At 70.4% G+C, this 19,651-nt stretch carries 19 protein-coding genes and 2 pseudogenes; 10 read left to right on the forward strand and 11 right to left on the reverse strand.

Translation table 11 applies throughout. The features are described 5' to 3' along the window. Positions 1 to 249: 249 nt before the first annotated feature. The gene (locus AC30CM_RS24985) at positions 250 to 816 is read left to right on the forward strand and encodes a TetR/AcrR family transcriptional regulator (RefSeq protein WP_490119607.1); all 567 of its coding nucleotides are present in this window, start codon (positions 250 to 252) and stop codon (positions 814 to 816) included. Between the two features lie 87 nt (positions 817 to 903). Then, positions 904 to 2,415: pseudogene (gene lfrA, locus AC30CM_RS24990) on the forward strand (efflux MFS transporter LfrA); the annotation flags it as partial. Between the two features lie 463 nt (positions 2,416 to 2,878). Here lfrA and AC30CM_RS24995 read toward each other — a convergent pair. From AC30CM_RS24995 to AC30CM_RS25015, 5 genes are all read right to left on the reverse strand, one after another. Next, positions 2,879 to 3,979, reverse strand: coding sequence for a cation:proton antiporter (locus AC30CM_RS24995; RefSeq protein ID WP_490119622.1), 1,101 nt, complete (start codon positions 3,977 to 3,979; stop codon positions 2,879 to 2,881). Between the two features lie 51 nt (positions 3,980 to 4,030). Beyond that, positions 4,031 to 4,408: a hypothetical protein gene (locus AC30CM_RS25000; RefSeq protein ID WP_490119608.1), complete on the reverse strand. Its 378-nt coding sequence runs from the start codon at positions 4,406 to 4,408 to the stop codon at positions 4,031 to 4,033. A gap of 25 nt (positions 4,409 to 4,433) precedes the next feature. Continuing rightward, positions 4,434 to 4,838: a VOC family protein gene (locus tag AC30CM_RS25005; RefSeq protein WP_490119609.1), complete on the reverse strand. Its 405-nt coding sequence runs from the start codon at positions 4,836 to 4,838 to the stop codon at positions 4,434 to 4,436. Further along, entirely contained in the window at positions 4,792 to 5,634 is an 843-nt protein-coding gene (locus AC30CM_RS25010; protein WP_490119623.1) for a helix-turn-helix domain-containing protein, read from the reverse strand. The genes AC30CM_RS25005 and AC30CM_RS25010 overlap by 47 nt, the downstream gene beginning before the upstream one ends. A 101-nt stretch (positions 5,635 to 5,735) precedes the next feature. Then, positions 5,736 to 7,067 carry a carotenoid oxygenase family protein gene (locus tag AC30CM_RS25015; RefSeq protein WP_490119610.1) on the reverse strand — a complete coding sequence of 444 codons (1,332 nt, stop codon included), beginning with the start codon at positions 7,065 to 7,067 and terminating at the stop codon, positions 5,736 to 5,738. A 103-nt stretch (positions 7,068 to 7,170) separates the two neighbouring features. On the opposite strand from AC30CM_RS25015, the gene AC30CM_RS25020 reads away from it, so the two are divergent. The 3 genes from AC30CM_RS25020 (at position 7,171) to AC30CM_RS25030 (ending at position 9,509) form a co-directional block, all read left to right on the forward strand. Next, positions 7,171 to 7,698: a PadR family transcriptional regulator gene (locus tag AC30CM_RS25020; RefSeq protein WP_490119611.1), complete on the forward strand. Its 528-nt coding sequence runs from the start codon at positions 7,171 to 7,173 to the stop codon at positions 7,696 to 7,698. Between the two features lie 104 nt (positions 7,699 to 7,802). Further along, the gene (locus AC30CM_RS25025) at positions 7,803 to 8,582 is read left to right on the forward strand and encodes a PadR family transcriptional regulator (RefSeq protein ID WP_490119612.1); all 780 of its coding nucleotides are present in this window, start codon (positions 7,803 to 7,805) and stop codon (positions 8,580 to 8,582) included. Positions 8,583 to 8,651: 69 nt separating this feature from the next. Beyond that, the gene (locus tag AC30CM_RS25030) at positions 8,652 to 9,509 is read left to right on the forward strand and encodes an oxidoreductase (RefSeq protein WP_490119613.1); all 858 of its coding nucleotides are present in this window, start codon (positions 8,652 to 8,654) and stop codon (positions 9,507 to 9,509) included. A gap of 3 nt (positions 9,510 to 9,512) precedes the next feature. Here the strand turns inward: AC30CM_RS25030 and glpK are convergent, their stop codons facing one another. After that, on the reverse strand, positions 9,513 to 10,979 hold the full coding sequence (gene glpK, locus AC30CM_RS25035; RefSeq protein ID WP_490119624.1) for a glycerol kinase GlpK: 1,467 nt from the start codon (positions 10,977 to 10,979) through the stop codon (positions 9,513 to 9,515). Positions 10,980 to 11,171: 192 nt separating this feature from the next. Between glpK and AC30CM_RS25040 the strand changes: the two genes are divergently transcribed. From AC30CM_RS25040 to AC30CM_RS25055, 4 genes are read left to right on the forward strand one after another with little or no spacing between them, the layout of a single operon-like run. Beyond that, positions 11,172 to 11,531: a hypothetical protein gene (locus tag AC30CM_RS25040; protein WP_490119614.1), complete on the forward strand. Its 360-nt coding sequence runs from the start codon at positions 11,172 to 11,174 to the stop codon at positions 11,529 to 11,531. Between the two features lie 22 nt (positions 11,532 to 11,553). Continuing rightward, positions 11,554 to 12,249 (forward strand): methyltransferase type 11, encoded by a 696-nt coding sequence (locus AC30CM_RS25045; RefSeq protein ID WP_490119615.1) that lies wholly within the window; start codon positions 11,554 to 11,556, stop codon positions 12,247 to 12,249. Positions 12,250 to 12,259: 10 nt separating this feature from the next. After that, positions 12,260 to 13,738 (forward strand): glutamate-cysteine ligase family protein, encoded by a 1,479-nt coding sequence (locus tag AC30CM_RS25050; protein WP_490119616.1) that lies wholly within the window; start codon positions 12,260 to 12,262, stop codon positions 13,736 to 13,738. A gap of 38 nt (positions 13,739 to 13,776) precedes the next feature. Further along, positions 13,777 to 14,466, forward strand: coding sequence for a class I SAM-dependent methyltransferase (locus AC30CM_RS25055; protein WP_490119625.1), 690 nt, complete (start codon positions 13,777 to 13,779; stop codon positions 14,464 to 14,466). Between the two features lie 2 nt (positions 14,467 to 14,468). Here AC30CM_RS25055 and AC30CM_RS25060 read toward each other — a convergent pair whose 3' ends face one another. The 3 genes from AC30CM_RS25060 to AC30CM_RS25070 are packed head-to-tail and all read right to left on the reverse strand — an operon-like array spanning position 14,469 to position 17,376. Continuing rightward, positions 14,469 to 15,272 carry a carbon-nitrogen hydrolase family protein gene (locus AC30CM_RS25060; RefSeq protein ID WP_490119617.1) on the reverse strand — a complete coding sequence of 268 codons (804 nt, stop codon included), beginning with the start codon at positions 15,270 to 15,272 and terminating at the stop codon, positions 14,469 to 14,471. Then, complete coding sequence (locus AC30CM_RS25065) at positions 15,269 to 16,615, reverse strand: MFS transporter (protein ID WP_490119618.1); 1,347 nt, start codon at positions 16,613 to 16,615, stop codon at positions 15,269 to 15,271. Before AC30CM_RS25065 ends, AC30CM_RS25060 begins: the two co-directional genes overlap by 4 nt. After that, complete coding sequence (locus AC30CM_RS25070) at positions 16,612 to 17,376, reverse strand: HpcH/HpaI aldolase family protein (protein ID WP_490119619.1); 765 nt, start codon at positions 17,374 to 17,376, stop codon at positions 16,612 to 16,614. The genes AC30CM_RS25065 and AC30CM_RS25070 overlap by 4 nt, the downstream gene beginning before the upstream one ends. A gap of 115 nt (positions 17,377 to 17,491) precedes the next feature. Here AC30CM_RS25070 and AC30CM_RS25075 point away from each other — a divergent pair, with 115 nt between their 5' ends. Continuing rightward, positions 17,492 to 18,205 (forward strand): GntR family transcriptional regulator, encoded by a 714-nt coding sequence (locus AC30CM_RS25075; RefSeq protein ID WP_490119620.1) that lies wholly within the window; start codon positions 17,492 to 17,494, stop codon positions 18,203 to 18,205. A gap of 9 nt (positions 18,206 to 18,214) precedes the next feature. Here AC30CM_RS25075 and mftD read toward each other — a convergent pair whose 3' ends face one another. Both mftD and AC30CM_RS25085 read right to left on the reverse strand, forming a co-directional pair. After that, on the reverse strand, positions 18,215 to 19,381 hold the full coding sequence (mftD, locus tag AC30CM_RS25080) for a pre-mycofactocin synthase MftD (RefSeq protein ID WP_490119621.1): 1,167 nt from the start codon (positions 19,379 to 19,381) through the stop codon (positions 18,215 to 18,217). A gap of 13 nt (positions 19,382 to 19,394) precedes the next feature. Then, positions 19,395 to 19,651, reverse strand: a pseudogene (locus tag AC30CM_RS25085) (mycofactocin radical SAM maturase); the annotation flags it as partial.

Consider the following 19,651-nt stretch of genomic DNA (forward strand, 5'->3'; position numbering starts at 1 on the left):
CCGCCCCGCCCTCCCCGGTCTCGGGGTTCGCCCCGCCGCCGGCACCCCCTCGGCCCCGGTCGACCCCGCCGTCCTCCGGGTTCGCGCCGCCCGACTAGCGCGACGTCTGCGCCAGGGTCGCGCCCGCGGGCGTCGCGACGACCCTGCCGCAGATCTCGCGGTGCCCGCCCAGCCCGCGCGCGGCAGCATCACACCCCAAAATGGGACACTAGTGTTCCACTTTGACGCAGTCGTGCTAGATTGGGCGTCATGGCTGCTCCACTATCGACCGAGGGCGGCGCACGCTCGCGTACCCGTCGCGCGATCCTCGACGCCGCCATGACCGTGCTCGCCGACGATCCGCGCGCATCGCTGTCCGAGATCGCCGCCGCCGCCGACGTCGGCCGCAGCACCGTGCACCGCTACTTCTCCGAGCGCTCCGACCTGCTACGCGCCCTCACGCTGCACGTCCACGAACTGAGCAACGCCGCGATCGCCCGCGCCGAACCGGAGTGCGGGCCCGCCGTCGAGGCGCTGCGCCGCGTGGTCGAGTCCCAGCTGGACCTGGGCCCCATCGTGCCGATCGTCTACAACGACTGGACCACCACCAGTGACAGGGAGTTGGCCGCCATCCTCGACACGGGTGACGAGGCCATCATCGAGGTCCTCGACAGGGTGGCCACGCAGGGCAGCGCCGGGCCACCGTGCTGGCCGCGGCTGGTCTTCTGGGCGCTGTTGAACGCCGGCTTCCAGGCCGTGGCCGACGGCACCCCGCGGGTGCAGGTCGTCGACGCCATCATGGCCAGCCTCACCCAGGGCACCATCAAGCCCGACTGAACTGAACTGAACTGAACCGAACTGCACTGAACCGCACCGCACCGCACCGCACCGCACCGCACGAGAGAAACCCCGACAGGAGAGACGATGTCCACCCGGTCCGACGTCACCGCCGTGACGTCCGTGTCCACCCCCAAGCGAGCGTGGGCGGCGCTTGCCGTCCTGCTGCTTCCCGTGATGTTGATCGCCGTCGACAACACCATCCTGGCCTTCGCGTTGCCGATCATCGCGCAGGACTTCCGGCCCCCGGCCACCACGCAGCTGTGGATCATCGACGTCTACTCCCTGGTGCTGGCCACGCTGCTGGTCGCGATGGGCAGCCTCGGCGACCGCATCGGCAGGCGCAAGCTGCTGCTCGTCGGCGCCGCGGGATTCGCGGCGGTCTCGGTGGCTGCCGCCTTCGCCCCGAACGCGGAGTCGCTGGTCGCCGCCCGCGCGGTCCTCGGGTTCTTCGGCGCCATGCTCATGCCGTCGACGCTGTCGTTGATCCGCAACATCTTCGAGGATGCGGCCGCGCGCCGGCTGGCCATCGCCATCTGGGCGTCGTTCTTCACGGCCGGCTCGGCGCTGGGTCCCATCGTCGGCGGCGCGCTGCTGGAGCACTTCCACTGGGGCGCGGTGTTCCTGGTCGCCGTGCCGATCCTGTTGCCGCTGCTGATCCTGGCGCCGCGGTTGGTACCGGAGTCCAAGGATCCCCACCCGGGCCCGGTGGACCCGCTGAGCGTGCTGCTCTCGCTGACGACCATGCTGCCGCTGGTCTGGGCGGTCAAGACCGCCGCACACGACGGCCCGTCGTGGCCGGTCGGGGCGGCCGCACTGGTCACCGTGGTCTCCGGCGTGCTGTTCGCGCGACGGCAGAACCGCAGTGCCACACCGATGCTCGACATCCGACTGTTCCGTCACGCCCCGTTCGCCTCGTCGGTCCTGGCGAACTTCCTGTCGATCGTGGGCCTCATCGGGTTCATCTTCTTCGTGTCGCAGCACCTGCAGCTGGTGCTGGGGCTGAGCCCGCTGGCCGCGGGCCTGGTGACGCTGCCCGGTGCCGCGCTGTCGATGGTCGCCGGTATCGCGGTGGTGCAGTTCGTGAAGTGGTTCGCACCGCACACGCTGGTCATCTTCGGCCTGGTGATGGTGTCGGCGGGCTTCTCGATGATCCTGCTGTTCCGGCACGACCTCACCGTCGCCGCCGTCGTGGCGTCGTTCATCGTGCTGGAGTTGGGCGTCGGCATCTCGCAGACCATCACCAACGACACCATCGTGGCGTCGGTGCCGCCGGCCAAGGCGGGTGCCGCGTCGGCGGTGTCGGAGACGGCGTACGAGTTGGGTGCGGTGGTCGGTACGGCCACCATCGGCACCATCTTCACCGCGTTCTACCGCGCCAACGTCGACGTGCCGCAGGGGCTTTCCGCCGCCCAGACCGCCGACGCCGGGGAGAGCATCGGCGGTGCGGTGGCGGTGGCCGCGCAGCTGCCGGCCGCGCTCGGTGAGCGCCTGATGGACTCGGCGCGCGCCGCGTTCGACTCCGGCATCGCGCCGACGGCGACCATCGCGGGCGTGCTGGTGCTGCTGGCCGCCGCCGTCGTGGCCTATGCGTTTCGTGGGCAAGCCTTTCGTGGGGAAGCCTTTCGTGGGGAAGCCTTTCGTGGGGACGCCGTCCGCGAACGTCCCGGCTCCGACGCGCCCGACGTCACCCCCGCATCGGCAGTCCCACCGCCGGCCGCGTCCAGCCCAGCAGCCCCGCGCCCGTCCGAACGTGGTTCCACGCCGTTCACGGCGTACGGCAGGCGGTCCAGTCGCGCAGGGCGTCAGCCGCAGACAGGCCGGTCGGGTCGCTCGCGTCCCGTCGGGAGTTCAGCGGAACGTTGACCGCCACGGTGACGACGACGGCCAGTGGGCTCACCAGGGTCCCCGCCGACACGTAACCGCTGCCGGGGCGCGAGAGACGCAGTGCGGCAACCACTGCCACGCCCGTGCCATGGCGGCGACGGGGCGCGCGGGGTCGACGCGATCGAGGCCGGACATGACGGAGGTCGAGAAGGCGTAGCGGGGGCCACCCCAGCGACTATCGGGCCGTCGTGGGCTGATGTCGCTTGGCCGCCGCACCGGCGACGGAGGTGACCACGATGGTGACCAGGGCGCCGAGGATCAGTGCCGCGGGTTCCCCCGCACCCAGCAGGCCCTGTTCGGTCCCCAGGGTGGCGGCCGCGACGGGAACGCCCAGCTGCGCCCCGCTCATCGCCGCCAACGGAAGTGGTTGCCGCAGCAGCTTTCCGGTGCAGTGCGCCAGCACGGCACCACCGCCGAGCGCGACGCCGAGACCGATGAACTCGGGGTGGTCGAGCAGTTCGCGAACCTGGAGCGAGGCTCCCAGCCACACGAAGAACAGGGGCCCGAAGAACCCCTCGGTGACCCCGAGCAGCTGGCGGGCCAACCGCTTGGGTTCCCCGATGCCGTTGATCACCAGGCCCAGGGCGAAACCCGCGAGCATGATCGAGACGTGCGTCGACAATGCCAGGGCCGACAGCACGAACAGCATGATGAGGCTGATGCGCAATTCGAGCGCGAGCGCGTGGCGTTTGGAGTACTGGCGCACGCGGTCGTGGGTGCCGTTGCGCTCGAAGTGGCGGAGCACGAAGAACAGCACGACGGCCGACGCGGCGACGGCGAGCGCTCCGAGCGCGGCGGACGACGCCCGGCCGGGATTGATGGCCAACGGCAGCAACACGATCGACGCCGCGTCGGCGATGGCGATCTGCGCCTTGACCGACAGGACGGGCGGCCCGTCGAGCCGCAATCCGTCCATGACGGGCAGCGCGACGGCCGCCGACGACGACGCCATGAGCACCGCGTAGAGGGCGGCGTGACCGGTGCCGAAGAGCCGCGCGAGCAGCACGCCGAGCACCGCGGCGACGGCCCCGACGACGACGGCGCGTGCGACGGCGCCCGCCAAGCCCTTGCGCAGTGTGGGGTCACGGATGGGGACGTGGGTGCCGACCACGAACATCACCAGCGCGAAGCCGATGTTGGCCAGCAGTGCGAAGGTGGGGTTGGTGGTATCCACGACGTCGAAGCCGGTGCGTCCGATCATCATTCCGGCCGCCAACTCGCCGATGATGACGGGGATGGCCAGCCGGGGCACGGCCGTCAGCAGTGGGCCCACCATGCCGACGATCACCAGCAGGGCCAGCGTGTGGAAGCCGAACGCCGACACTCGTCAGGACTGCCAGGAGACGAGCACGCAGGGGATCGTGGTGTTCTCGTCGGTGAGGTAGCTCGCGCACACCCGGTGGTAGCCGTCGGCCACGTGCAGCGGCAGGTCCGTGCGGAAGTCGCCGCGCACCAGCAGGATCGGCGAGAGCTTCTTGCCGTCGCTGATCTTGGCGAGGTCGTTGCGGACGTGCTGGTTGGTTTCGGGAAGCAGCACCAGCCGCGCGGCCCGCAGGATGTCCTTGGCCTTGCGCTGCTCGACGTGCGCCGCTTGCAGCGCCGCCACCGTCGCCCTCACCGCGGCGGGTTCGGCGACGAGGCTCAGGTAGTCGGCGGCCGCGTCGAAGTCGTGGGTCTCGGGTCGTTCCAGCCACTTGACTGCCATCGGCACACCATAAACGCCCGACCTGTCAGTTCGCGGGCGACTGCTCGCCGGCGTAGGTGCCGAAGGACCACAGATTGCCCTCGGGGTCGCGCACCGCGAACTCCCGCGAGCCGTAATCGGTGTCGGAGAGGGGTCGCGTGACGTCCGCATGGCGCTCGACCACCCGCCGATAGAGACCGTCGACGTCGGCCGTCACGACGTAGGCGCCCGCGGTGCCCGGTTCGCGGCACCAGACGGCCTCGGGCTTGAACGACCCCAGCATCAGGCCACCGGTGCCTTCCGGCCAATTCAACTGGGCGTGGTCCACCCAGCCCTTCTCGCCGTATCGCGCGACGACGACGAAGCCGAACGTCTCGACCAGGTAGTCGATCAGCGCGGGCGCGTCATGGGCTTGCAGGGTGAGCCATACGGTCGGGTTCGTGCCGTTCATGGCTCGAGGATCCGTCACGGTGGTGCCCGCCGTCTTGGATGTTTCGGAACTCTTCGTCGATCCACCGCCGCGGCGGACGACCCGTGAAGGCGACGAAGTCGGCGGACAGGTGGGATTGGTCGGCGAAACCGGTGCGCGCGGCGACGTCGGCCAGGTCGACGCGGCCCCGACGGGCCACCGTGCGGGCGATCCGCGCGGTCGCGGTCTCGAAGCGCACCAGTCTGGCGACGGTCTTCGGCGCGAGGCCGACCTCGCGCCGGAACAGCGTGGACAGGTGCCGCGGCGTCAGACCGACCTCCGTCGCCACCGCGCCGACGGGGATTCTGCCGCCGCTGCGCTGCAACAGGTTCCACGCGTGCGACACCTCCGGACGCACCGCGGAGACCCGATGGTGGTCGCGAGCGTGACGCAGGTGCTCGGCGACCACCTCGAAGGCGGCGGCCCACCCGGGCGCCCCGGCCGCGCGATCGGCGAGTTCGGTTGCCGCGCGCCCCAGGACGGCCGTGCCGTCGAAGTCGCGGACACTCAGCTCGGCCGCGGGCACGCCGAACAACGTCCGCGCGGCCAACGGGTGCACGGCCAGTTGGATGCCGGCTTGACCGCGGCGCTGCCGGACCTGGCTGGCTCGAACGTGGAGACCGCCGAGGATCACCCGTTGCGGGCGCGCCGCGGGCAAGGCCGCGGCGTCCGGGGCGGCCTCGACGCCGTCGTCGAGGCTGACGATGAAGGTGAGGTGCGACGACGGCATCCCGAGGTGGACGCCCTCGGTGACGTCGAGCGCGCGGTAGCCGATCATCGACGCCACGCCCGGGAGCCGGTCGCATGCCGCCGAGACCATGTCCCAGGTGGGCATGGTCTCTTCGGATTCGGCTTCGGATTCGGCCCGGCCCGTTCGGCTCACCGCGCGCCGATCCAGTTGCCGTGGAAGCCATAGGGCACGCGCCGCGGCAACGCGATGCGGGCCACCGGCTCACCGCCGAAGTCCGAGGCGTCCAGGATCACCAGGTCGCTGCCGTCGCGCGTCGGGTCGTAGACGTACCCGAGGTAGTACCCGCTGCTCTCGTCGGCCGCTCCGGACGCGGGGACGAACACGGCCTCTCCCGGCCCTTCGTCGCCCAGGTCGTGGGTGACGGCCGTGCCGTCGGTGAGGTCGTGGCGGATCCAGCCGTTGCGTCCCACCGTCACGGAGTACCGCGCGGGCAGCCCGGTGAGGCGGTCGTCGATGCGGGGGAACTCGACGCCGCGGTCGTCGAGCGCGCGCTCGTTGACCCGGCCGGCGGCGAGGTCCACCGACCACTCCCACAGCACACCCTGGGTGTCGAATCCGCCGTCGCGCCTCCACAATTCGGGGTAGCGCACGGCGTGCAGCGTGAATCCCGTCGCCGTGTCGTGGGCGTTGGCGACGTGGAACACGTAGCAGGGGTCGATCTCGAGCCAGCGCACCTCGCCGAAGGGGTCGTCGCGGCGCAGCACACCCAGGCGCGCGCCGTAGTCGTCGTCCCACCGGAACGGCATGTCACCGTCGCCGCGCCGGGCGACGTCCAGGTCGTAGACGATGGGCAGGTCCATGAAGACGACGTAGGTCGCGGTGAGGGCGAAGTCGTGCATCATCGTCAGCGCGGCGACGTCGATCGGCCGGTTGATCACCAACTCGCCGTTGGCGTCGGCGCGGTGGTAGGTGACGTAGGGGGCCACCACGTTGCCGTAGCCGAAGAAGTGCATCTCCCCGGTCGTCGGGCAGATCTTCGGGTGGGCGGTCATGGAGTCGACGAGCTTGCCGCCGAAGTCGTAGGCGCCCACGGTCTCCAGTTCGTTGGTGACCTCGTAGGGCAGCGAGGACTCCACCAGGGCGAGCGTCTTGCCTGCGTGGTTGACGACGTGCGTGTTCGCGACGCTCGAGCGCAGGTTGCGCGTGCCGTCGGCGTTGTAGAGGGGGAATTCGGCGTCGAAGCTGTCGGTGCGCACCCAGCGGTTGCGGTACCAGGCGGCCCGGCCACCCTCGATGCGGACGCCGTGGATCATGCCGTCGCCGGTGAACCAGTGGGCCCCGGCCTGGCGGGGGTTGGGCCCGTTGCGCAGGTACCACCCGTCCAGGTCGGCGGGAATGGCTCCGGTGACCGCGAGGTGGTGTTCGGTCAGTTCGTCGTCGACGGGCGCGTAGTTGCCCATCTGGAAGAACTGACCCGAGGCGGGCAGGTTGTCTGCGGAGGTCTGGTCGGTCTGGGTCATGGCGACTCCTCGGGGCTGTCCTGCGACGGTAACTCGACAATGGCATTCCATTAGTGACATGTCAATGGTGAGTGGTTGGCCGGCGGCGTCGTAGCATGTGGCCGTGAGCCTCCGACACGCCGCACTGGGCCTGCTGGCCCAGCATCCTGGAAGCGGATACGACCTGCTCAGGCGCTTCGAGCACTCGATGGCCAACGTGTGGCCCGCCACGCAGAGCCAGCTGTACGGCGAGCTGAACAAGCTCGCCGACTCCGGGCTCATCGAGGTCACCGACATCGGACCGCGCGGCCGCAAGGAGTACCGAGTCACCGCGGCGGGCCGCGAGGAACTACTGCGCTGGATCACCCACCCCGAAGACGACCCGCAATACCGCAGCGCGTCGCTGCTACGGGTGTTCCTGCTCGCCCACGTGCCCGCCGAGCACGCTGCCGACTATCTGCTGCACATCGCCCGGCGTGCCGACGACGACCTCGAACGCTATGTGGCACTTCGTGATTCGGTGCCATGGGGTACCGACGCCGACACCAGCGGATACGCCCGCGCGGCGCTCGAGTACGGCATCCGGAAGGCGACCATGGAGGGCGAGTGGGCGCGCTGGGCCGCGGCACAGGCCGAGCACGCCGAGGGATAGCTCGGAGTTTTCGTTGCATCGCGATAGTTTCCGATATATCGTTGCCATATCGTCGACGACCTTCCGAGGCGCACCCTGCGCTTCCCCATGAAAGGAAACTCATCGTGAACACCCCATTCACCCCCCACGACGGCCCCTTCGGACACCCCGGCGGCTTCGCTCCCGGCGGCTTCGGTCCCGGCGGCTTCGGTCCCGGCGGCTTCGGTCCCGGCGGTTTCGGTCCCGGTGATCCTCGCGGCCTGCACGAACACCGCAGGCAGGGCCGCCGCGAGCGGCGCGAGCACCTGCGTGAGCTGATCCGCGACCACCGCGGCGAGGCCGGCGGCTTCGGCGGTTTCGGTCCCGGTTTCGGTCCCGGCTTCGGTCCCGGTTTCGGTGGCCCCGGCTTCGGTTTCGGCCCCGGTGGCCCCGGTGGCCGCGGCGGACCCCGCGGACCCCGCGGCGGCCGCGGCAAGCGCGGCGACGTGCGTGCCGCGATCCTGACGCTGCTCACGGAACGGCCCATGCACGGCTACGAGATGATCCAGGAGATCGGCGAACGCAGCCAGCAGCTGTGGAAGCCCAGCCCCGGGTCGGTGTACCCGACGCTGCAGTTGCTCGGCGACGAAGGTCTCATCGTGGCGACCGAGGTCGACGGCAGCAAGAAGCTGTTCGAGCTCACCGCGGAGGGCCGTGCCGCCGCGGAGAAGATCGAGACCGCGCCGTGGGACGCCATCACCGAGGGCGCCGATCCCGGTGCCATGAACCTGCGCAGTGCGGTCGGTCAGCTCATGGGTGCGGTGGCGCAGTCCGCGCACGCCGCCAGCGCCGAGCAACAGCAGCGCATCCTGGACGTCGTGAACAACGCGCGCCGCGAGATCTACCAGATCCTGGGCGAGGACTAGCGATTCGTGGAGTTTGCGTCGCGCTCAGCGCGACGCAAACTCCACGAATCAAAGGGGTATGAAGTACGTATGCCGAAAACCTTCCCGCTGGGCTCGCACCTCGTCAACCGCGTCGGCTACGGCGCCATGCAACTCCCGGGACCGGGGGTGTTCGGCCCGCCGAAGGACCACGACCAGGCCATTGCGGTGCTCCGGCGCGCCGTCGAACTCGGCGTGAACCACATCGACACCGCGCAGTTCTACGGGCCCGACGTGGCCAACGCGCTCATCCGCGAGGCGCTGCATCCCTACCCCGAGGGGCTGGCGCTGGTGAGCAAGGTGGGCGCCGTGCGCGACGCCGAGGGGGGTTGGCTGGCGGCCCAGGAACCCGACGAGCTGCGCCGCGACATCGAGGTCAACCTGCGTGAACTCGGCGTCGACCAGCTGGCCGCGGTGAACCTGCGCATCCATTCCGGCGACCCCAACGCGGTCGGCCCGGTGCAGCGCGACCTGTTCGACCGCCAGCTCGCGGCCATGATCGCCGCCCGCGACGAGGGCCTCATCGCCGGGATCGGGCTCTCCAGCGTCTCGGTGGACCACCTGCACGTCGCGCTCGAGCAGACCGAGATCGTCTGCGTGCAGAACGCGTACAACCTCGTCGACCGCTCGTCGCAGCCAGTGCTGGACCTGTGCGTCGAGCACGGCATCGCGTTCGTGCCGTTCTTCCCGCTGGGCTCGGGTTTCACCGCCGACAACCCCGTGCTGGGCAACGCCGCGGTGCGGCAGGCGGCCGCCGACCTGGGGTGCACGCCGGCGCAGGTGGCGTTGGCGTGGACGCTGTCGGTGGCGCCGAACGTGCTGCTGATTCCCGGTACGTCGTCGGTGGCGCACCTGGAGGAGAACCTCGCGGTGGCCGACATCGAGCTGCCCGAGGACTTCGCGCCCTAGCCGTCAGTCGACGTCCACCCAGTCCAGCGTGCGCTGCACGGCCTTGCGCCACCCGCTGTAGCCCGACTCGCGCTGGTCGTCGCCCCACGCGGGCGCCCACCGCCGGTCTTCCTGCCAGTTGGCGCGCAGATCGTCGGGCCCCGACCAGAATCCGACGGCCAGGCCCGCGGCGTAGGCCGCCCCCAGCGCGGTGGTCTCCGACACCACCGGCTTGACGACGTCGACGCCGAGCACGTCGGCCTGGATCTGCATGCACAGATCGTTGGCGGTGATGCCGCCGTCGACCTTGAGCACCTCGAGGTGCACACCGGAGTCGGCCTCCATCGCGTCGACGACGTCGCGGCTCTGGTAGCAGATGGCCTCCAGCGTCGCGCGCGCCACGTGGGCGTTGGTGTTGAACCGCGACAGCCCGACGATCGCGCCGCGGGCGTCGGAGCGCCAGTAGGGCGCGAACAGGCCGGAGAACGCCGGCACGAAGTACACCCCGCCGTTGTCGGTGACCTGCCGGGCCAGCGCCTCGCTCTGGGCCGCGCCGCTGATGATGCCGAGTTGGTCGCGCAACCACTGCACGGCCGACCCGGTGACCGCGATCGAACCCTCCAGCGCGTACACGGGTTTGGCGTCGCCGAACTGATAGCAGACCGTGGTGAGCAGGCCGTTGTCCGAGCGCACGATCTTCTCGCCGGTGTTCAGCAGCAGGAAGTTGCCGGTGCCGTAGGTGTTCTTGGCCTCGCCGGCGTCCAGGCACACCTGGCCGACCATCGCGGCCTGCTGGTCGCCGAGGATGCCGGTGACGGGCACCTCGCCGCCGACGGGGCCGTTCGCCAGCGTGGTGCCGTAGCCGTCGGCGAGCGACGACGGCCGGATCTGCGGCAGCATCTGGCGCGGAATGCCGAAGAAGGACAACAGCTCGTCGTCCCAGTCCAGCGTCTCCAGGTTCATCAGCATGGTGCGGCTGGCGTTGGTGACGTCGGTGACGTGCACGCCGCCGCGGGTGCCGCCCGTCAGGTTCCACAGCACCCAGGTGTCGGAGGTGCCGAACAGGGCGTCGCCCTTCTCGGCGTCGGCGCGCACCCCGTCGACGTTCTCGAGGATCCACTGCACCTTGCCCGCCGAGAAGTACGTCGCGGGCGGCAATCCGGCCTTGGCGCGGATGACGTCGCCGCGGCCGTCGCGGTCCAGGGCGGAGGCGATGCGGTCGGTGCGGGTGTCCTGCCAGACGATGGCGTTGTAGTACGGGCGTCCGGTGCGGCGGTTCCACACCAGCGCGGTCTCGCGTTGGTTGGTGATGCCCAGCGCGGCGAGGTCGCCGGCGGCCAGGTTGGTCTTGTTGAGGGCCGACTGGATCACCGACGCCGTGCGCTCGGCGATCTCCACCGGGTCGTGTTCCACCCACCCGGCCTTGGGCAGCACCTGCTCGTGTTCGAGCTGGTGACGGCCCACCTCCGCGCCGTCGTGGTCGAAGATCATGCACCTGGTGCTGGTGGTGCCCTGGTCGACGGCTGCTACGAACTCTGGGGAATCGGCCACGGGCCCATCATGCCGAACCCGGCATCGCGCGAGGAGGGCAACGCTAGAGTGCGCAGGGTCGGACCGTCGCGGTCCGACGCCAGACGAAGGGTGCCGCTCATCGACGCCGTTGTACTCCGACGAGCCCGCCGGGTGGCGGCGCTGTGGGCGCCGCTGGCCGCGGCCGGGCTGTTCCTCGGCGCGGTCGCGCACGCCGAACCGCCACCGGACGTGCCCGCGCCCGACCCGAAGCAGGCGTGCGAGGCTCCCGACTTCGGTGGGCTGTACACCGCCACCACGTCTCCCGACGGCGTGGTGCACGGCGTCTGCCAGTACATCGTCGAGGGTTACTTCTACTACGACGGGTACGACGACGGCGCCTACACCGGCACGCTGGTGTACAAGAACGGCGCGAAGGTGCCGACGGAACGGCCCCAGATGCCGAGCACGTTGAACGACATGAACATGCCGGGCGGAGACCTGCCGATCATCCCGTTCCCGGGCCAGTTCTGACCCGACGGCCATGATGGAGGGCATGGACGTCTCCGCCATGCCGCGCGGTGGACCCGACGCGGGTCTGCTGGATCGGCTGCTGCAGACCGACGTGCAGGAGTACCTCGACGGTGACGACGGTCCGCGCAAGCGCAGCGTCGTGCGGGCCCTCGGCCTCACCGCGAAGTGGTTCGGCACGGCCGAGCGCTTGGCCGCGATCGTGCTGGAGCGGGTCGCCGACATCCCCGATCCGCGGATCCTGGAGCTGGACGCGGGACACGGCGGCTTGTCGACCACGCTGCTGGACATGCATCCCACGGTGGACGTGACGGTGGCCGACGTGCGATCGGATGCGGTGCCCGCCATCGGCGACGTCGACATCGACGGCGACGGCGCCGGCGACGGCGACGGCGGTCGTTACGCGCTCGCGGTGTTCGCGCTGTCGTTTCACCACCTGCCTCCCGAGGCGGCCGTACGGGTGCTCGCCGAGGGTTCCCGGGTGGCCGACGAATTGCTGATCATCGACGTGCCCCGGCCACCGGCGCCGCTGCACCTGGTCCGGGTGGCGGCGCTGCTGCCGTGGGCACCGTTCGTCCCGCTCGCCCACGACGGCGTGATCAGCTCGCTGCGCTGCTACGGGCCTGCGGCGTTGCGGGCCCTGGCCGAACACGCCGGCGTCGACGTGGAATTACGCGGCGGGTCGTGCGGTCCGCAGGTGGCCGTGGTCACGCGCCGATAGGCTCGGGCTCATGGGCGAGGAGGTCTCGACGACGGAGTTCAGTCGAGCACACCGGCAGGAGTACCGGCGCAAGGTGGCGCTGTGCCTCGACGTGTTCGAGACGATGCTCAACCAGTCGAGCTTCGACTTCGACCGGCCGCTGACCGGCATGGAGATCGAGTGCAACCTGGTCGACGCCGACTACCAGCCGGCCATGACCAACGCCGACGTGTTGGCCGCCATCGCCGACCCGGCGTACCAGACCGAATTGGGTGCCTACAACATCGAATTCAACGTGCCGCCGCGACCGTTGCCGGGGACGTCGGGCTTGGAGCTGGAAGCGGAGGTGCGCGCCAGCCTGAACGCGGCCGAGGTCAAGGCCAACGGCGACGGGTCGCACATCGTGATGATCGGCATCCTGCCCACGTTGATGCCCGAACACCTCGACTCCGAGTGGATGAGCGAGTCGACGCGTTACCAGGCGCTCAACGACTCGATCTTCACCGCGCGGGGCGAGGACATGCTCATCGACATCCACGGTCCCGAACGCCTGAGCCTGCACGCGGCGTCGATCGCTCCCGAATCCGCCTGTACCAGCATGCAATTGCACCTGCAGGTCTCGCCCGCCGACTTCGCCAAGAACTGGAACGCCGCGCAGGTGCTGGCCGGCCCGCAGCTGGCGCTGGGCGCCAATTCGCCGTACTTCTTCGGCCACGAGCTGTGGTCGGAGACGCGGGTGGAACTGTTCGCCCAGGCCACCGACACGCGGCCCGACGAGTACAAGACCCAGGGCGTGCGTCCGCGAGTGTGGTTCGGCGAGCGGTGGATCACCTCGATCTTCGACCTGTTCGAGGAGAACGTCCGCTACTTCCCGGCTCTGCTTCCCGAACTGTCCGACGAGGATCCGGTGGCCGAACTGGCGGCCGGGAGGACGCCGCAGCTGTCGGAGTTGCGCCTGCACAACGGCACCATCTACCGGTGGAACCGGCCGGTGTACGACGTGGTGGACGGCAGGCCGCATCTGCGCGTGGAGAACCGCGTGCTGCCCGCGGGGCCCACGGTGGTCGACATGCTGGCGAACTCGGCGTTCTACTACGGCATGCTGCGGGCGCTGTCCGACGAGGAGCGGCCCATCTGGACGCAGCTCAGTTTCGCTGCGGCAGAGCACAACTTCCAGTCCGCCGCGCGGTACGGGATGGGCGCGCGGCTGTACTGGCCCGGTCTGGGCGAGGTGACGCCCGACGAGCTGGTGCTGCGCGAGCTGCTGCCGATGGCGCATGACGGGCTGCGGCGCTGGGGCGTGGCGGCCGACGTGCGCGACCGCTTCCTCGGGGTCATCGAGGGCCGCGCCAAGACGGGCCGCAACGGCGCCAACTGGCAGGTGGCCGCCGTGCGGGCGTTGCAGGGGCGTGGGCTGGCGCGGCCGCAGGCGCTCGCCGAGATGCTGCGCCTGTACTGCGAGCGCATGCACGCCAACGATCCCGTGCACACCTGGGACGTCCCCTCCTGACCCGTCTGCGGGCGTACGTTGGAACCATGAGCGACGCCATGCATTCGGAGGTCATGGACTGGGACCGCGCCTACCGCGGCGACGGCGAGTTCGCGGGCCCGCCACCGTGGAACATCGGGGAACCCCAGCCGGAACTCGCGGCGCTGATCGGCGCCGGGCAGGTACGCAGCGACGTCCTCGACGCCGGGTGCGGGCATGCGGAGCTGTCGTTGGCGCTGGCCGCCAAGGGGTACACCGTGGTGGGCATCGACCTGTCACCGACCGCGGTGGCCGCGGCGACCGCCGCAGCCGCCGAGCGCGGCCTCGCCGACCGCGCGACGTTCCTCGCCGACGACATCACCGGCTTCACCGGGTTCGACGGCCGGTTCGCCACCGTCATGGACTCGACGCTGTTCCACTCGTTGCCGGTGGACCTGCGCGACGGCTATCTGCAGTCGGTGTTGCGGGCGGCGGCGCCCGGCGCCACCTACCACGTGCTGGTGTTCGCCAAGGGCGCGTTCCCCGCGGAGTGGGAGACCAAGCCCAACGAGGTCACCGAGGACGAGCTGCGCGACACCGTCGGCAAGTACTGGGCGGTGGCCGAGGTGCGCCCGGCGTTCATCCATGCCAACCCGATGGCGCCGCCGCCGGGCGTCGATCTCGGCGCCGCGCCACCCGATCATCCGCGCGATGCCAAGGGCCGCATGAAGTTTCCGGCGTTCCTGCTGACGGCGCACAAGCCGGGCTAGCCCTACCGTTCGGTGACGGTGAACCGGCGCAGCGCGAGCGCGGGGTTCTTCTGCCGGACGCGCGCGATCCGGTCGGGATCGAGCGTGGCGGCCACGACGCCCTCCTCCTCGCCGATGGCGGCCAGCACCACGCCCATCGGGTCGACGATCATGCTGTTGCCCGCGCCGTTGCCACCGCACTGGTCGGCGGCGGCGACGTACACGGTGTTCTCGATGGCCCGCGCCCGCAGCAGCGTGGTCCAGTGGTCTTCCTTCAGCGGCCCTGGCACCCACTCCGCGGGCAGCACCACCACGTCGGCGCCGGCGTCGACCAGCCTGCGGGTGGTCTCGGGGAAGCGCAGGTCATAGCAGGTCTGCATGCCGAACGTCAGCGCGCCCACCGAGAAGGTCTCGGGTGCGGCGGCCGAACCCGGTCGGACGAACCGTGATTCGGAGTACCCGAAGGCGTCGTAGAGGTGCAGCTTGCGGTAGGTGGCAGCGATCTTCCCGCCGTCGTCGACGGCGATCAGCGTGTTGTGGATCTGGTCGGGTCCGTCGGTGGTCTCGTTGATGCCCGCGACGATGGTGACGGCTTCCCGGCGCGCCAGGGACTGCAGCGCGGCGACGAACGGCCCGTCGAGCGATTCCGCCGAGTGCAGGAAGCGTTCGTCCATCGCGGGTGCGGTGAACATCGCGTACTCGGGGAAGACGATGAGGTGGGCGCCGGAGGCCTTGGCGGCGGCGACGTATCCGGTGATCGCCGCGAGGTTGCGGTCCTTGTCCTCGCCCGGCGCGAACTGGGCCACGGCGACGGTGGTGCTGGTCATGTCGACTCCTTGAGCGAGGGGGCGGGCATGCGGTCCATGCGGCCCAGAACGACGGTGTAGCAGACGATTCCACCGACCAAGATCACGCCGGTGGCGATGAAGGCGCCCGCGAACGACCCGGTCCGGTCGACGACCATGCCGGTGACGATCGGGGCGGCGATGCCGATGAGGTTGGCGACGAAGTTGACGATGCCCGCCAGGGAGCCGGTGTAGCCCTGCGGTGCGATGAGCGAGACGATGCTGGACCCGGCAGGCACCGAGACCGCCAGCCCGGCGGCGCCGATGGACAGGAACACCAGCGCGACGCCGATGGTGTCGGCGTAGGCCGCGCCCGTCACCGACAACGCCGCCAGCATGCTCGTCACCAGCACGATGCGACGCACCCGGGTGATGTCGCCGCTGCGCCGGGTCCACCGGTCCATGAGGACGCCGGCGATGAGGAACTGCGCGATGACCGCCACCAGCCACGGGATCATGCTGTAGATGCCGCCCTTGAGCAGGTTCACGCCGAATTCGCGTTCGAGGTAGCCGGGCAGCCAGGTGAGCAACACGTAGTAGGCGTAGGTGTAGGACGCGTATCCCAGTGCCAGGCCCCAGGTCTTGCGTCGACGCAGCAGGTAGCCGATGCCCTGCAGCGAGCCGCCGGTCTCGGCGTTCTCGTCCTCGGCTCCGCCGCCGCGCAGGTACTCCAACTCGGCGGCGGACATCCGGCCGTCGGCCACCGCGGTCGCCGGTGAGCGGTACAGCAGCCACCACGCCACGAGGTAGAGCACGCTGAGCACGCCGGTGAAGATGAAGGCGGCGTGCCAGCTGAAGGTCGACACCAGGAACGCCATGATGGGGATGCCGATGACGTTGGAGATCTTGGCGCAGCCGTCGAAGATGGCGGTGGCCGTGCCGCGTTCGTGTTTGGGGAACCACTGCCCGATGGCCTTCCAGCCCGCGGGCACCGTGGGCGCCTCGCCGACGCCGAGCAGCAACCGGGCCACCAGCAGCAGGCCCAGCCCGCCCGCGGCGGCGGACAGGAACGAGGCCACCGCCCACAGGAACACGCCGACGCGGTTGACCCAGCGCACGCCGATCTTGTCGATGATGGTGCCGATGGGCATCTGCAGCATGGCGTAGGTCCACAGGAACGCCGATGCGACGACGCCCATCTGGGCCGCGGAGATGTCGAACTCGGCCATGATCGCCGGGGTGGCGACCGACAGGTTGACGCGGTCGATGTAGTTGACGAACATCCCGACGCCCAGCAGGCCGCCGACGTACCAGCGGGTGCGGCCGATGCCGGGCGGGGGTCCGGCGACGTCGTCGAGACGTTCGGTGGTCCGTGGACTGGTCATGGCGCCGTCCCGGCGAGGGTCGGCACGCGGTCCAGTTCGACGGCCTCGGCGTGGGCGGCGGCGAAGCCGGCCAGCAGGGCACCGTGCTCCATGGTGAGGACGAGCTGGTCGGCGCCGTGCTCGACGGCGAATCTCTTCTCCTCCGACGACCATGCGGGCAGCAGCCACGGCTTGCCTGCCGCGCGGGCGGCGGCGGCCAGCCGGGCCAGGTCCTCGAAGTCGCCGGGTTCGCGCGTGTAGGCGCCCCTCGCCCGCCGCAGCGACAGGTCCGAGGGGCCGACGAAGATGCCGTCGACGGTGTCCAGAGCGAGGATGTCCTCGATCTGGTCGATGGCGCCTGCGTCTTCGATCATCGGGTAGCACCGCGTACGCGTGTCCTGCTCGCGCACCCACTCGTCGGTGAAGCCACCGTACGCGGACGTGCGGCCACCGGCGAAGCTGCGGTCGCCGAGCGGCGGGAACTTGGCGAATGCCGTGACCGCGCGGGCGTGCGCGGCGTTCTCCACGTGCGGGATGGCCACGACGTCGGCGCCGAAGTCGAGCGCCTGCTGGATGGGGCCGCGCTCCGGTCCGAGCACCTTGGCCACGACCTCGAGCCCGATGGCCTTGCACAGCGGGATGAAGCGTTCCAGCGCGGCGAGGTCGAACGTGCCGTGCTCGATGTCGAGGACCACCGCGCCGCAGCCCACCTGGCGGGCGATCTCGGCGGCGGCGGTGTTGGGACCGGACAGCCAGATGGCATATCGACGGTTGGGGGCCATGGGTGGGACGCTCCTTCGTTCGACGTGGATGCCGTGTGGCACTGACTCCGCCGACGTCACTGTGGCGAGCACCACACTGCTCGTACATTCTGTGTATACACAGGATGTACGTCGTGTGTCCAGTAGTCTGAAGGTGGTCCGCTCGGGCCGCAACAGGAAGGGTTCACCGGTGTCGATCACGGTCAGCGAGCCAGGCTCGAACCAGTCCGCGCGCGACCGCGTCTACGAATGGGTGCGCGACGAGATCATCCGTGGCACCCTGCCCGGAGGCCGCTTCCTCGACGAGGCGTGGATCTCGGAATCGGTCGGCACGTCGCGCACGCCGGTCCGCGAGGCGTTTCACCGCCTGAACTCGGAGCGCTTCATCGACCTGCTGCCCCGCCGCGGCGCGCAGGTCCGCAGCGTCACCGCACGCGAACTCGAAGAGGTCTACGCCTCGCGCCGACTCATCGAAGGCCATGCGGCCCGCGCGATCTGCGCCGCCGGAACCCAGCCACCCGCCGAACTCGCCGAGCTGGCCGAGGCCATCGAGGGCGCGGGCGGTGACCAGGATTGGTTCACCGTCGCGCGCCTGGATCGCGCGTTCCACCGCACGATCGTTGCCGCGCACGGCAACTCGGTGCTCGTCGAACTCTACGACGCGCTACGGTCACGTCAGGAGCGGGTGGCGGTGCGGGCCATGCAGATCCGGCCGCAACGGGCGCCGGAGATCGACGCGCAACACCGCGCCATCATCGCCGCGCTGGCCGCGGGCGACGTCGACCTGGTCACCACGCTGCTCGACGAGCACCTGCGACCCATCCCGGAGATCGTCGCCGCGCTCGGCTGAGCGCGCCGGTCAGGCTCCCAGATCGCGCCGAAAGTCGTTGGGCAGCAGCACGTCCGCCGGGCTCAGGTCGTGCACCGACGCGTGGCCCAGCCCCAGCAGGGCGGAGTCGATTCCGCCGCGGATGACGTCCAGGACGTTCTCCACGCCCGCCTGCCCGCCCGCGGCCAGGCCCCACAGGTAGGCGCGTCCCAGCATCACCGCGCGGGCGCCCAGCGCCAGCGCCTTGACCACGTCGCTGCCCCGCCGGACACCCCCGTCGAGCAGCACCTCGACCTGGTCGCCCACGGCCTCGGCGATGGCCGGCAGGGCGCGGATGGGCGCGGGCGTGCCGTCGAGGTTGTTGCCACCGTGGTTGGACACCGAGATCGCGGTGACGCCGGCGTCCACGGCGCGCCTGGCGTCGTCGACGCGCATCACGCCCTTGAGCATGAACGGGCCACCCCACCGCTCGCGCAGCCACGCCACGTCGTCCCACGTGGGCAGCGGGGTCTGCATCCACTCGCCGTAGGCGCCGAAGAACGTGGGCGCCGGGCCGCCCGGTTCACCGAGGTTGGGTGCGGTCAGGTCGGGAACCCGCCCGGTGCGGGCGAACTCGAGCAGCCACCGCGGCCGTCGCAGACCCTCGGGCGCGAAGCGCAGCATCGCCCGCAGGTCCATCTTCTCCGGGATGGCCGGGCTGCCCCAGTCCCGCCCGTTCGAGAACGACCAGTCGGTGGTGAGGATCAGCCCGACGGCCCCCGCCGCCCTGGCGCGTTCCATGCGCGTGAGCAGCCTCTCGCGGCCGCCGGTCCAGTACATCTGGAAGAAGGTCTGCGGGTTGGCCGCGGTGACCTCCTCGACCGCCTTGGAGGCGAACGACGACAGTCCGATGGCGGTCCCCCGGGCGGCCGCCGCCCGCGCGACGGCCACCTCGCCGTCCGGGTGCACGGCCTGCACGCCGGTGGGCGAGATCAGCACCGGCAGTGCGATCTCCTGCCCCATCACGGTGGTTGCCAGGTCGCGTTTGCCCGACAGCCCGGCCACGTGCGGGGCGAAACCCAACTCCGCGAACGCCGCCAGGTTGTCGGCGACCGTGACACCGCGCTCCGAGCCGGCCACCAGTGCCGCATAGACGCTCGGCGGCAGCCGCCTGGCTGCTCGGCGCTGAGCCTCTGCGACGGTTTCGAACCACGCCATGGGAGAGTCCTCTCTACAACAGCCCGGACACCGGGCTGACGTCGCACACCCTCTTGGGCGGACGGTTGATGACGGTCAGGGGTATCGATCGCGAGTGATCGACCGCGGGCTTGGGGACGAAACGGTCTGCCGCCAGGGCGGATTCGCCGTAGCCCTGCACGCATTCGGGATCCGGCCCGTCCAACGGCAGCCCGGTGAAGAACTTCGCCGCCATGCACCCACCCCGACACGCGTCGAAGTGGTTGCAACTGGCACACGCCCCCGCCGACT

This window comes from Mycobacterium sp. DHQP2018-32-09, assembly GCF_058148405.1.

Coding starts and splice junctions, on each gene's coding strand:
- AC30CM_RS24985 (WP_490119607.1), top strand. CDS start 250: ATGGCTGCTCCACTATCGACCGAGGGCGGCGCACGCTCGCGTACCCGT.
- AC30CM_RS24995 (WP_490119622.1), bottom strand. CDS start 3,979: ATGGTGGGCCCACTGCTGACGGCCGTGCCCCGGCTGGCCATCCCCGTC.
- AC30CM_RS25000 (WP_490119608.1), bottom strand. CDS start 4,408: ATGGCAGTCAAGTGGCTGGAACGACCCGAGACCCACGACTTCGACGCG.
- AC30CM_RS25005 (WP_490119609.1), bottom strand. CDS start 4,838: ATGAACGGCACGAACCCGACCGTATGGCTCACCCTGCAAGCCCATGAC.
- AC30CM_RS25010 (WP_490119623.1), bottom strand. CDS start 5,634: ATGATCGGCTACCGCGCGCTCGACGTCACCGAGGGCGTCCACCTCGGG.
- AC30CM_RS25015 (WP_490119610.1), bottom strand. CDS start 7,067: ATGACCCAGACCGACCAGACCTCCGCAGACAACCTGCCCGCCTCGGGT.
- AC30CM_RS25030 (WP_490119613.1), top strand. CDS start 8,652: ATGCCGAAAACCTTCCCGCTGGGCTCGCACCTCGTCAACCGCGTCGGC.
- glpK (WP_490119624.1), bottom strand. CDS start 10,979: ATGATCTTCGACCACGACGGCGCGGAGGTGGGCCGTCACCAGCTCGAA.
- AC30CM_RS25045 (WP_490119615.1), top strand. CDS start 11,554: ATGGACGTCTCCGCCATGCCGCGCGGTGGACCCGACGCGGGTCTGCTG.
- AC30CM_RS25050 (WP_490119616.1), top strand. CDS start 12,260: ATGGGCGAGGAGGTCTCGACGACGGAGTTCAGTCGAGCACACCGGCAG.
- AC30CM_RS25055 (WP_490119625.1), top strand. CDS start 13,777: ATGCATTCGGAGGTCATGGACTGGGACCGCGCCTACCGCGGCGACGGC.
- AC30CM_RS25060 (WP_490119617.1), bottom strand. CDS start 15,272: ATGACCAGCACCACCGTCGCCGTGGCCCAGTTCGCGCCGGGCGAGGAC.
- AC30CM_RS25065 (WP_490119618.1), bottom strand. CDS start 16,615: ATGACCAGTCCACGGACCACCGAACGTCTCGACGACGTCGCCGGACCC.
- AC30CM_RS25070 (WP_490119619.1), bottom strand. CDS start 17,376: ATGGCCCCCAACCGTCGATATGCCATCTGGCTGTCCGGTCCCAACACC.
- mftD (WP_490119621.1), bottom strand. CDS start 19,381: ATGGCGTGGTTCGAAACCGTCGCAGAGGCTCAGCGCCGAGCAGCCAGG.